13 protein-coding genes are annotated in these 12,039 nt (G+C 66.2%); 9 read left to right on the top strand and 4 right to left on the bottom strand.

Annotated elements, in window-relative coordinates:
* Position 1 precedes the first annotated feature (1 nt).
* From fliD to AC1C2Q_RS04225, 3 genes are all read right to left on the bottom strand, one after another.
* Entirely contained in the window at positions 2-1,384 is a 1,383-nt protein-coding gene (fliD, locus tag AC1C2Q_RS04235; protein ID WP_495449104.1) for a flagellar filament capping protein FliD, read from the bottom strand.
* 69 nt (positions 1,385-1,453) lie between these two features.
* A complete protein-coding gene (locus AC1C2Q_RS04230) occupies positions 1,454-2,329 on the bottom strand; it encodes a flagellin N-terminal helical domain-containing protein (RefSeq protein ID WP_495449103.1) in 876 nt (291 codons plus the stop codon).
* A gap of 113 nt (positions 2,330-2,442) precedes the next feature.
* Positions 2,443-3,270 carry a sigma-70 family RNA polymerase sigma factor gene (locus tag AC1C2Q_RS04225; protein WP_495450544.1) on the bottom strand — a complete coding sequence of 276 codons (828 nt, stop codon included), beginning with the start codon at positions 3,268-3,270 and terminating at the stop codon, positions 2,443-2,445.
* A gap of 207 nt (positions 3,271-3,477) precedes the next feature.
* Here AC1C2Q_RS04225 and flgN point away from each other — a divergent pair, with 207 nt between their 5' ends.
* The 9 genes from flgN (at position 3,478) to AC1C2Q_RS04180 (ending at position 10,503) form a co-directional block, all read left to right on the top strand.
* Positions 3,478-3,960, top strand: a complete 483-nt coding sequence (gene flgN, locus AC1C2Q_RS04220) for a flagellar export chaperone FlgN (RefSeq protein ID WP_495429791.1) — start codon at positions 3,478-3,480, stop codon at positions 3,958-3,960.
* A 13-nt stretch (positions 3,961-3,973) separates the two neighbouring features.
* Positions 3,974-5,380 (top strand): flagellar hook-associated protein FlgK, encoded by a 1,407-nt coding sequence (flgK, locus tag AC1C2Q_RS04215; protein WP_495449102.1) that lies wholly within the window; start codon positions 3,974-3,976, stop codon positions 5,378-5,380.
* Positions 5,381-5,406: 26 nt separating this feature from the next.
* Complete coding sequence (gene flgL, locus AC1C2Q_RS04210) at positions 5,407-6,276, top strand: flagellar hook-associated protein FlgL (RefSeq protein WP_495449101.1); 870 nt, start codon at positions 5,407-5,409, stop codon at positions 6,274-6,276.
* Positions 6,273-6,644, top strand: a complete 372-nt coding sequence (gene fliW / locus AC1C2Q_RS04205) for a flagellar assembly protein FliW (protein WP_495429788.1) — start codon at positions 6,273-6,275, stop codon at positions 6,642-6,644. Before flgL ends, fliW begins: the two co-directional genes overlap by 4 nt.
* Positions 6,645-6,667: 23 nt before the next feature.
* Entirely contained in the window at positions 6,668-7,291 is a 624-nt protein-coding gene (gene tsaB / locus AC1C2Q_RS04200) for a tRNA (adenosine(37)-N6)-threonylcarbamoyltransferase complex dimerization subunit type 1 TsaB (RefSeq protein WP_495449100.1), read from the top strand.
* Complete coding sequence (rimI, locus tag AC1C2Q_RS04195; RefSeq protein ID WP_495449099.1) at positions 7,288-7,758, top strand: ribosomal protein S18-alanine N-acetyltransferase; 471 nt, start codon at positions 7,288-7,290, stop codon at positions 7,756-7,758. The genes tsaB and rimI overlap by 4 nt, the downstream gene beginning before the upstream one ends.
* Entirely contained in the window at positions 7,755-8,825 is a 1,071-nt protein-coding gene (tsaD, locus tag AC1C2Q_RS04190; RefSeq protein ID WP_495429785.1) for a tRNA (adenosine(37)-N6)-threonylcarbamoyltransferase complex transferase subunit TsaD, read from the top strand. Before rimI ends, tsaD begins: the two co-directional genes overlap by 4 nt.
* A complete protein-coding gene (locus AC1C2Q_RS04185) occupies positions 8,822-9,307 on the top strand; it encodes a hypothetical protein (protein WP_495449098.1) in 486 nt (161 codons plus the stop codon). The genes tsaD and AC1C2Q_RS04185 overlap by 4 nt, the downstream gene beginning before the upstream one ends.
* 89 nt (positions 9,308-9,396) lie before the next feature.
* The gene (locus AC1C2Q_RS04180) at positions 9,397-10,503 is read left to right on the top strand and encodes a hypothetical protein (RefSeq protein ID WP_495449097.1); all 1,107 of its coding nucleotides are present in this window, start codon (positions 9,397-9,399) and stop codon (positions 10,501-10,503) included.
* A 108-nt stretch (positions 10,504-10,611) separates the two neighbouring features.
* On the opposite strand, the gene AC1C2Q_RS04175 is transcribed toward AC1C2Q_RS04180, so the two are convergent.
* Entirely contained in the window at positions 10,612-11,901 is a 1,290-nt protein-coding gene (locus AC1C2Q_RS04175) for a THUMP-like domain-containing protein (RefSeq protein ID WP_495449096.1), read from the bottom strand.
* Between the last annotated feature and the right edge of the window lie 138 nt (positions 11,902-12,039).

The following is a 12,039-nucleotide window of genomic DNA, read 5'->3' as shown; positions in this document are numbered from 1 at the left end:
GTCAGGAACGCGACTTCGACGAAGAAAGACTGTCCAGCTGCGTGGTGAGATAGTCCGACTGGGACTGCAGCTGCGACAGCATCGTCTCCAAGCGCGCGTACGTGCGCTCGAGGGTCGATCGGCGCTGCTCGAGGCGTACGTCCCAGCGGTCGATCTGTTCGCCGAGCGTCTTCACCTCGCTCTCCTGTCCGGTGATCCGGGACGTCAGGAGCCCGTCGTACTTGTCGGAATACGTCTCCGATGTCTCCTGCACGCGCCCAGCGATCGTGCCGAACATGGCACCGACGGCCTCAGGATCGTCGGCCAAGGCCGCGGCGAACTTCTCCTCGTCGAAGCTGAGCACGCCGTAACGGTCGATCGAGATCCCGATCGACGAGGGAGATGCCCCGTCCACTGGATACTGCACCGCGTTGGCGAGCGCCTGCCGCAGGGCACGCACCGTGCTATCACCGGTGAACACGCCCAGCATGGTCGTATCGTCGGCCCCGCCGCCGACCGTCGCCTTCGAACCGTTGTCGATGCGAGTGAGGATGCCGCTGAGAGCGGTGATGAAGTCGCCGGCGGCCTTCGTGCGGGCCTCAGTGTCGGCGCTGACCGATATCGAGACTGGTTCGGTTGAAGCGCGGGCGACCGTGACGTCGACGCCGACGAACAAATCGGTGAATGTGTTGGATGCGCTGGTGACGACCTGCTCGGCCGCGGTACCGGCCCACAGTCGCACCTGTGCATCGGTGCCGACAGTGACGACGGCGGCGCCCGGCCCCGCGGCGAGATCGGCGGCGGTGCCGGCATCAACCGCTGCGGTGTCGCCGCGATAGATCCGGAAGGCCCCGTCAGCTCCAGATTCGGCGGCTGTGACCTGGAGGCGCTGCAGGGGGTTGCCGTCGGCATCGGTGCCGGCGGTGACCGTGGTGGCAGTGACCCCGAAGCCGGCGGCGTTGATAGCGCGCGCGATGTCGGCCATGCTTCCGGATGCTGCGGTGACCTCCAATCGCTCGCCGGCGGCGTTCTCGAGGGTGACGACCGGCGGAGCGTCGGTCCAGGCTGTGGATGCGGCAGTGACGATGGCGTGGTTCTGGGCGACGCGATCGACGATGATGTCGGCGGCGACGGGGGCGGCGCCGGTGCGGGTGGTCACTGCCACGGCGTCAGAGGAGCTCGTCGAACGGAAGGCAGAGAGTGCGTCGCCCGAGGCGGCCGCCTTCGCACGGGTGGCGAGCTCCTGGAGCGAATTGTTCAGGGTCTGCAGCTGCGAGATGATGACGCCCTTGTCATCGATCTTGTTCTTGAGAAGTGTGCGGGGGATCGCCTGCACATCCATGAGGGCATCGATGAGCGCCTTGGTATCCAGGCCGGAGACGAGTCCGTCGAGCGAGAGTGCCATGTCGACCTTTCCGAGTCAGGGTGGGGGAAGGGCCCGGTGATCTGCCGATCACCGGGCCCTCATAGCGGATTACTGCAGCAGCTGCAGAACGCCCTGGTTGACCTGGTTGGCCTGAGCCAGCATGGCCGTGCCCGCCTGCGACAGGATGTTCGCCGACGTGAACTTGACCATCTCGGACGCCATGTCGGTGTCGCGGATGCGGCTCTCGGCAGCAGCCAGGTTCTCCGACGACACGTTGAGCGAGTTGATCGTCGACTCGAAGCGGTTCTGCGAAGCACCCAGGCTGGCACGCTCCGACGAGACGGCCGTGATGGCCGTGTCGATGGCTGTGACGGCCAGCGCCGCATTCGCGGCCGTGTCGAACGCGAAGCCCGCCGCCGGCGCTGCGTACGTCGAGGAGACGCCGGCGGCACCGTAGGTGATGTCGGCGATGGTCGCCAGCGAGGTCGCCAGGTCCCCGCGGGCAACGGTGATCTGCGACGACGCGTCGCCGTTCGCCCCAACCTGGAAGCTCAGGTCGGCGCCGCCCTTCAGCAGGTCGATTCCGTTGAAGTTCGTCGAATCCGCGATCCGAACGAGCTCTTCGGTCAGCTGGGTGACCTCGCCCTGGATCGCGGTGCGCGATTCGGCGTTGTTCGAGTCGTTACCGGCCTGCACCGCGAGGTCGCGCACGCGCTGCAGGATGGAGTGGACCTCGGTCAGGGCGCCTTCAGCGGTCTGGATGACCGAGATGCCGTCCTGAGCGTTGCGAGCCGCGACGTTCAGACCGTTGACCTGCGAACGCAGACCCTCGGAGATCGCCAGGCCTGCGGCGTCGTCCGCTGCGCGGTTGATGCGCAGACCGCTGGAAAGCTTCTCCAGCGACTTGGACAGGTCGTTCTGCGTGTTGGACAGGTTGCGGTAGGCGTTGAGCGCCGACACGTTGGTGTTGATCTGCATACCCATGGTGTTCTCCTCCGTGATTGGGCCGAGCTGAAGCCCATCCGTGGGCTTCGCTCTCACCTATCGGCATCCAGTTTCGTGGCGTTAGCCACGATGCGGGATCGCAGGGAATCGCGTCATACGGCGCAGACCGCGATTGGCACTGCCGATGGCGAGGCTGCAGCGAAGACGCGCGCCAGCCGGGCACCACCGATCTCAGCGATGCGGGCGTAAAATCCATCGCGCACCGAGGCGGAAATGCGGGAGACCGGCTCTGGCATCGCTCCGTCTGAAAAGTAGCGCTCGAGCACGTCGCGCAGCATTCGCACGGCTTCGGACCTTTGCTGCGAGACGGCGGAGTGCGAGACGCCGAGCTCCTCGGCCACGTCTTTCACCGGACGCTCTTCGAAATAGACGGCATGCACGATGCTGCGCATGCGATCTGGCAGCGCGGCGATCGCGCAGGTCAGCACGTGTCGGCGCTCTGCGAGCGCGGCGGACTCCTCGGGCAGCGGAATCTCCGCCGCGAGGTCGTGGGCCGCCGGGTCCTCGAGGGTGGTCACTGTGCGCGAGGCATCCGCCAGAGCGCCGGACACGGCTTCCTCGCTGACGCTCATCGCGACGGCGATCTCGGCGATCGTCGGGGTGCGCCCGAATGAGGCGGACAGCGTGGCCTGGACGGACACGGTCTCCTTGATTCGGGTGCGGGTTCCGCGAGAGGCCCAGTCCATCGAGCGCATCTCGTCGGCGAAGGCACCGAGAATGCGTCGGCGTGCGTATGCTCCGAAGGGGACTCCGAGGGTGGGATCGAAAGCATCAGCCGCTGTCACGAGCGCGAGTGCCCCGACCGCGGCGAGCTCCTCGCGAGGAATATGCGTCGCACGGGCGTGCGTCTCTGAGGCGAGGTATCCGACAAGGGGGAGATTGTCTTCTACCAGGCGATTGCGTTCATGGCGCGGCGGCATACGGGGGAGTTCCACCTCTCTGGAACCGTCCTGGGTTGGGACGGGTGTTCGATACCGGGTAGATGGAGATACCATGTGCTTCATGATCTGTCCATGGGGAGGACTACCCACCGTCCACATAGTAACCATAGGGTGACGACGACCGACAGTAATTCATGGGTTCTCAATCGAGAGTTCTCTAAGGGGTAATCGGGGACCAGGGGAAATATGGGTGCGAACGAGCTGTCCATGCAGCTGTGGCGGGAGCGAGAGCTCTTGGAGATGCTGCTGTTCAAGCTGGACGAGCAGCAGCTGCTGCTCGCCGCAGGAAGATCGCGATGGACTCATTTCGGGACTCGCGAGATCGAGCAGGTGCTTGACCGCCTGCGCACGACCGGCATGTCGCGCGTCGTGGAGGCGGATACCGTCGCGCAGGAGTGGGGGGCTCCTGAAGGTGCAACTATTCGTGAACTCATCGCGCACGCGCCGCTCGGCACTTGGCGGGAGATCTTCGAGGAGCATCTGCTCGCCATGACGCAGCTCACCACCGAGATCGGGCAGCTGCGCGATTCGAACGATCACCAGCTCCGCGCCGTCCTCCGGGCGACGCAGGAGACGATCGCCGGATTCGACGGCGACTCCGGCGAATACAACACCCGCGGCGACCGCGCCCGCGACGACTCTGCACGCATCATCGATACCGAGATGTGACCGGAAAGGAATTATGTCGACTTTCAGTGGACTTCACACTGCTGCCAGCGGTCTCGCTGCGGCTCGCCGCGGTATGGACATCGTCGGTCAGAACATTGCTAACGAGCTCACTGAGGGCTACACACGCCAGCGGGTGAGTACGGCATCAATCGCTGCGGTGGCGCAGTCCGGCCGATTCAGCCTCGGCGCCGTACCAGGCAACGGCGTCGCCGTCACCGGGATCGCCCGACTCGGCGACGCACTGCTGGACGCACGGGTACGCGACACTCTCGCCGCGTCCGGCTTCTGGTCCACGCGAGCGGTCGCGGCGACGACGGCGGAGCTCGCACTCGCCGAGCCGACCGAGAACGGACTCGCCGCAGGACTGTCGCAGTTCTGGTCTGGATGGCAGGATCTCGTCAAGACTCCCGACTCCGGTGCTGCTGCCTCGGCCGTGTTGCAGACGGCCGAGCGACTGTCCTCGCAGATCGCCGAGGGGTATCGCACGGTCGCTGCGCAGTGGAAGGATGGCAGAGCGTCGGCCGACCGCACGGTCACCCAGATCAACACCGCGGCCGACCAGATCGCCTCGCTGAACAGGGAGATCAGGGATGCGCAGGCCTCAGGACGCCCGGCCAATGAGCTCATGGATCAGCGATCTGTGCTCGCACAGAACGTCGCACGAATGGTCGGCGGAGTCGCAACCGTCGAGACCGACGGGACGATGACGGTGCGCGTCGACGGCAACCCCCTGGTGGCTGGCACCAACGCTCGCCACCTCGAGTTCAGCGGACCGAGTTCGATTGAAGCTGGTGCGCGGCTGTCGGTGACCTGGGCGGATAACGGCCAGCCTGCGGTAGTCGCGAACGGCGAGTTGGGCGGAATGCTCTCGGTGCTTGCGCCCGCCGACGAGGGCGGCACACTAGCTCAGTTGGCGGCGACATACAACGCGGTCGCGACACGGCTCGCCGACGCGGTGAACACGCAGCATCGGGCCGGCGTCACCTCCTCGGGCGTGGCCGGCGGCGACTTCTTCTCGATGTCGGCGACGGGCCCCGCGGCACTGGGACTCAGCGTCGCGGTGGACTCGGTGACCGATCTCGCGCTCGCCGCGCCGGGCGCGGGCGCGTGGGATTCGACCAACGCCGACGCAATCTCGCAGATCGGCAACCTGGCCACCTCGCCGGACGCGCTCTGGGTAGATCAGATCACGCGCCTCGGAGTCACGACCGCCGGCGATGTGCAACGGGCGCAACTCTCCGAGAACTCCGCCATCACCGCCGTGACAGCGCAGCTGTCGGTCGCCGCGGTAGACGGCGACGAGGAGACCATCAACCTGCTCACATACCAGACCGCTTTCCAGGCGGCCGCTCGAGTCATGACGGCCGTTGACGAGGCGCTCGACGTGCTGATCAATCGCATGGGCGTCGTCGGACGCTGACCGGAAGGACGACCATGATCTCCCGCGTGACCTCATCGACCATGACGCAGGCCAGCTTGCGCCAGTTGCAGACGAACCTGTCCGAGCTGTCCAGACTGCAGGAACAGGCGACGTCGCAGCGCGCGTTCGCCACGATATCCGAGGACCCGGCCGCCGCTGCCGCCGCACTGGGATTGCACGCCGCACAGCGGCGCAACGAGCAGTACGCACGCAACATCGACGACGCCCTGGCCTGGGTGACCACAGCGGACACGGCGATCAGCGCCAGCACGGCGTTACTCAATCGGGTGCGCGCCCTCACCGTGCAGGGCGCCAACGACGGCGCGATGGATGCCACGGCGAAGGAGGCGATCGCCGTGGAGCTGGAGGCGATCCGCGCCGAGCTGCTGACGACAGCCAACACGAAGCTGCTCGGCCGCTCAGTGTTCGCCGGCACTTCTGATAACGCAGCGTTCGACGCCGGCTACGCGCACTCCGGTATCCCCGGATCCGAGGTCATGCGCCGGGTCTCCGATGGTGCGTCCGTCCGCGTCGATGCGGACGGGGCCGAGGTGTTCGGCACCGGAGCGGGGTCGGCGTTCGCGCTCATCGACACGATCATCGGCGAGCTGCGCTCCGGGACGAACGTGGGTCCCCGTCTCGGCGACATCGACGACCGGCTCAGCGCTATGCTCGGTGCTCAGGCGGCAGTGGGCAGCCGCCAGTTGCAGATTGAGCGCGCCAAGGAGGCGACCGTGCAGAACTCGGTGTCGCTGGAGACAAGGAGAGCCGCAGTGGAGGATGTCGATTCCGTGGAGGTGCTCGTGCAGCTGCAGGCGCAGGAACTCGTCTACCGCTCTGCGCTGTCGGTGACCGCACGGGTGCTGCAGCCGTCGCTGATGGACTTCCTACAGTGAGCGCCGCACTGAATTTCGTCGCGCCGCCCCCAGGGCTCGCGCCGCACACGCACTTCGCGCTGGCTCCGATCGACGGCGCTGACGGCCTGTTCACACTGCGGTCGGTCGACGACGCCGACCTGCGGCTCTATCTGCTTGATCCGCAGATCGTGCTCACCGACTACGCACCGACTCTGACGGATGAGCACGTCGCCGAACTTGCGCTTACATCCGCAGAAGACGCGATGCTGCTCGTGGTCGCGCACCCCGGTGCCGAGGGCGTAAGCGTCAACCTGCTCGCCCCCGTCGTCATCAACAGAAAGACGGGCGCCGCAGCCCAGATCATCCTGGAGGCGCAGGACTACCCCGTGCGCGCTCCACTGGGCTGACCGAGAGCCACTACCCTGGAGAGGTGATCCTCGCTGTCGACACCTCGCTGGGCTCGGCCGTCGCTATCGTCGACGGTGAAGGCCGTCTGCTCGCTGACGCCTCAAACCTCGACCCGCTCGGGCACGCCGAAGTCATCGGCACGCTCCTCGAGCAGGCGCTGACGGAGGCCGGCACAGAAGCAATCACGCACGTCGTCGCAGGCATGGGCCCCGGCCCCTTCACAGGTCTGCGCATCGGCATCGCGACAGCTCGCGCATTTGCGCTCGGCCGCGGCATTCCGGTCGTCCCGGTTCCGAGCCACTTCGCTGCGGCTCTCGCAGTGATCGAGGCGGAATCCCCAGACACCCCGTTCGCGATCGTCACGGATGCCCGCCGCCGCGAAGTCGCGATCAGTGTGTTCGATGGCCTCGACGCCGACGGCATCCCGAATCTCATAGCTCCTACGGTGCTGGTTCCGCGAGCAGACTCGGAGGAGCGGCTCAGCGGCATCCATGCCATCGAGGTCGCCACTCTCGATGCCGCGGCACTCGCCAGGGTCGGCATCCGTGCGTTGAACGCCGAACGCGAGCTGACCGGTGCCGAACCTCTTTATCTCCGCCAGCCGGATGTCACCGTTCCCGGCGCCCCGAAACGCGTGAGCTCATGACCCTCCGCATTGCGACTCCTGGTGACATCGACGCGATTATGGCGATCGAGAACGCCTCCTTTCCGACAGACGCGTGGAGCGCCGAGTCGATGGCAGCGGAACTCGCCACTGACTTCAGCCACTACCTCGTCGACGAGGATGCTGGAGACATCATCGGCTACGCCGGGCTCCGATCGATTCGCGGAAATGCGGATGCCGACATCCAGACCATCGCACTTCTCGAGGCGCGCAGGGGAGAGGGGCGTGGGCGTGCGCTCCTGCGCACACTGCTTGCCGAAGCATCCACTCGTGGAGCCCGCGAGGTGTTTCTGGAGGTCCGTGCTGATAACCCTGGCGCTGAGAAGCTCTACCTCTCGGAGGGCTTCGAAGAGATCGCCCGCCGCCTGCGGTACTACCAGCCCGACAATGTGGACGCGATCGTGATGAAGCTCGATCTGCGGGCGTGGACAAAGGAAGAGACAGCATGAGCGAGCCACTGGTCCTCGGCATCGAGACGAGCTGCGACGAGACGGGCATCGGCATCGTCCGCGGACGCACGCTGCTGTCGAACACGATTGCCTCGAGCATGGACGAGCACGCCCGTTACGGCGGCGTCGTGCCAGAGGTCGCCGCGCGCGCGCACCTCGAGGCCCTGAAGCCGTCGATTGAGGCCGCGCTCGCCGAAGCGCAGGTTCGCCTAGAAGACCTCGATGCCATTGCTGTCACGAGCGGCCCAGGCCTCGCCGGCGCGCTCATGGTCGGGGTCGGTGCGGCCAAGGGCCTCGCCGTCTCGCTCGGCAAGCCGCTCTACGCGGTGAACCACCTCGTCGGACACATCGCCGCCGATATCGTCACACCCGATTCTGAGCCACTCGAGTATCCGACGATCGCGCTACTCGTCTCGGGTGGACACACCTCGCTGCTGCACGTGCGCGACCTCACCACCGACGTTGAGCTGCTCGGCGAGACGATGGATGACGCCGCAGGCGAAGCCTTCGACAAGGTCGCCAGGTTGCTGTCGCTGCCGTATCCCGGCGGGCCCGAGATTGATCGGGCCGCGGTCGGAGGAGACCCGAAGGCGATCCGCTTCCCGCGCGGACTCTCCAAAGCGCCGGATATGGTGAAACACCGCTACGACTTCTCGTTCTCCGGGCTCAAGACCGCTGTCGCTCGGTGGGTCGAGCGTTGCGAGGCAGAGGGCAAGCCGGTGCCGGTCGCCGATGTGGCGGCGAGCTTCCGTGAGGCTGTCGTCGACGTGCTCGTCACCAAGGCGCTCGCCGCCTGCGCCGACCTCGGGGTGCCGCGACTGCTGCTCGGCGGCGGTGTGATCGCCAACAAGCGTCTGCGCGATGTGGCCGTCGAGCGTGCCGAAGCGGCAGGTGTCACCGTGCGCATCCCGCCGTTGTCGTTGTGCACCGACAATGGTGCCATGATCGCCGCGCTCGCCGCTGACCTCATCGCATCAGGACGTCGCCCGTCGACGCTCGCATTCGGGGCAGACTCGACGCTGCCGGTCACCGAGATTCAGGTCGCCGAACGAGCGGATGCCACATGAGCGAGCCGAAGGATGTGCCAGGCAGCGATATGCCAGCCGGCGGGCCGACCTTCGAGGAGCCGAGCTCCGAGGTTGAGCGGCCGGCAGGCACAGCACGGATGCCTGGCGTGCCCCGTGAGGGATACACGAAGTTTCCCACCGGTCCGGTCGGCGTCGAACCCGTCATCGCCAGCGGCCCGGCTGACACAGCCGGCATGCCCGCTGTGCAGTGGGCTCCGTATGACGCGACCCTCAGCGATGACAATACTCGCCTCGCACCGTGGGCACTTGTCGCCGCGATCGTTGCCCTGGTCGCATCGTGGTTCGTCGGCTGGGGCATCCCTCTCGCGATCGTCGCGGTGGTGGCCGCGATCATGTCGCTTCGTCGCCCGGTCGAGAGCCGTGCGATCGCGCGCTGGGCGCTCGTGCTCGGGATCGCCGCCACGATTTTCAGTCTCGGGTGGCTCATCTGGGCTGCGATGCAGTTCGAGAAGCTCGGATAGCGGATGCAGACCGCCGCTCACAGCTGGGCGCGAACCCGCCGTGCACCTGATCGTGCATCGCAGCATCGACGAATGACATGATCGAACGGATGCTTGACGAATCTGAGACCGCGGAGCTGCGGTCGCTTCAAGAACGTGCGTACGGACGCGATGGAGGTCTGACCGCTGAAGACGCGGCGCGACTGCACGAGTTGGAATCGAAGCTGCGGCCGACGGTTCCATCGGTCGTTGCGCCTGTGGTGGTGTCCGACCGTGCGGCGGGCTCAGTGGGCGGACCGGTCTCGGTGGCTGAACCCGTCGAAGTGGTCGAGGTTTCACCGGCCACCAAGGTCGAGGCCGGGCCGGACTCCGCGTCCGAAGCATCCGCTCCACCACGCAGACGCCGTCGATGGCCTGCATTCGCCGCCGCAGGCGCCCTGCTTATCGGGCTGGGTGCCGGATGGATGCTCTGGGGCTGGAACACGGCCGAGTTCGCCCTGGCCACCACTCATTCCGAACAGCGTGCCGAGCTGGAAGCGAGCGGCGACTACGACCCGGGAACAGTGGTCGCGGTGGCCGAGAATCATGGCGTGGTCATCTGGCGTGCAGAACGCCAGGAGGGTGAGCAGCATTGCGTCATCGCGACTGCGGCATCCATGACGCAGAGTGGATGCGCGACGATGGACGACACCAACATGGGAGGCGCCAGCGCCACCATCGCCGTGCCAGAAGGCGACGCGTTGGCGGGGCAGACGCTTTCGGCATACCTGTTTCTCTCAGCGACCGGAGAGGTCGTGCCCACCGTCCAGATCTGGGACCAAAATGAGTCCACCTGGGAATCGCAGTTCACCGAGGAGGAGCTTGAGGCCATCGGCCGCCTCGAAGCAGAGGGCTTCGAAGCCACTTCGCTCAATATTCTCGGCTACGACGGCGATACGCCGATCTGGACGAGCTGGGGCAGCGAAATGTGCGTCATCGCAGAATCTGACGATGGGATCGTGTCGGACTGCCTACCGACCAGTGAGACGCCGCCGACGGAACTAGCTGTTACGGCATCCGTGGGTGGAGTCCTGACGCAGTACATCATGATCCAGACCGAACGGCGCGGCCAGCAGCTCACGATCGTGCGGAGCCCGGACGTTCAGGAAGCCGAAGTCGAGGTTGAGCTCGATGTTGGCGACAAGGTCGAGATCGAGCTCGACGATAAAACCGGCTGAAATTGAGGTGGTGGGGGAATGATCTCCCGGCTTCAGCCCACCCGGGAGCCGGGAAAGTATTCTCCCATCACCACGGATGCCGGGCTCCCGCCTCGCGTGGCCGCCCGCTCAGACTCGGTCGGCGAGGATCGCCATCCGCTTGTCGCCGGTGCGCGTGAGGATCAGCGTCGCCGACTGCGATCCCTTGAGGTTCAGCTTCTTGCGGAACGCGGCGGGGTCGATGTCCATCCCACGTTTTTTGATCTCCAGAGTGCCGATGTCGTTTGCACGAAGCACGGCGTTGATCGACTTGGGATTCGCGGCCATGACCTCGCGCACCCGGAACGACTGCACGAACGGGCTCGTGAGAGCGGCGTCACCGGTGATGTAGGCGATCTTTTCGTCCAGCATCCCGGCCTCGAGGCTGCGTGCGACGTCGCCGATCAGGCGCGCACGGATGACCGCACCATCGGGTTCGTGCAAGAAGGCGCCGAGTTCACGGACGTCGGCGTCCTCGGCATCCGCCCCGCCGGTGAGTTCATGCGAATCCTCGCCGCGGATCACCAGCGCCGCCCGGCGGACACCTTCGCGAGCCAGCACGCCTGACCACAGCACGAGTTCGACGACGCTGCCGTCGGCGCTGACCCACTGTGCTTCGGCATCCGCGGGAAGCGCATCGCGGTCGTGCCCTGGGCCGAGTTTGATGCCCGTCGGAACTCGGGATGCGAGGTCGAAGGCCCAGTCGAGTGAGGGGGAGTAGTCGGATGCAGCGACCCTCCGCGTCTCGCCGTGACCTGCCGTCCGGCGAGCGGGGTCGAGCCAGACCGCAGTGCCGCTGCCTCGGAGATGTGCAGCTTCTTCGGGCGAATCGGCAGAATTGCTCCGAGGATGCTGCACATCTCCGAAGTTCGCGCCCGTGAAGTTCGAGCCGGTGAAGTTCGCGCTCACGAAGTCCTCGGCCGTGCCGTGCTGCACGGTCACTTCATCGCCGAACGGGGCCAGGTTGTAGGCGGCGATTGCGGCCGTTACTTCGTCCGCATCCACCGCGAGCACACTGAGGCCAGCGCCGGCGAATGCGAGTGCATCGCCGCCGATACCGCATCCGAGGTCGGCGACGTGTGAGATTCCGGCGCGGCGCATGCGTCCGGCGTGTCGTGCGGCGACTCCCAGACGCGTGGCCTGCTCGAAGCCGGCTCTCGTGAACAGCATCCGCTCGGCGAAGCCGCCGAACTTGGCTGCGCCCTTCGCGCGCAGATGAGCCTGGCCGACGACAGCCGATACGAGATCGGGGGAGTGGCCTGCAGCGCGCAGGCGGGAGACGGCCTGCGCGACCTCCGCCGTCGATTCGATCGTGCCGAGATCATCGAGCAGTCGGAGTCCCTCTGGGGTGAGCAGGGCAGTGAGCTCAGACATTTCCACGTGCCCAGCCTACGAGGCGACAGGTCACGGGCCTCATCGGCGGACGAAGATCTGGCTCAAGATGTCCAAAACTGGCACTCGCATTGCATGAGTGCCAGCCGACGGCATACACTCGAGTTAGCACTCTCGGGTTGAGAG

It is taken from the genome of Microbacterium sp. Y356, from assembly GCF_059445355.1.
This window is presented reverse-complemented; position numbering and strand designations above follow the sequence as displayed.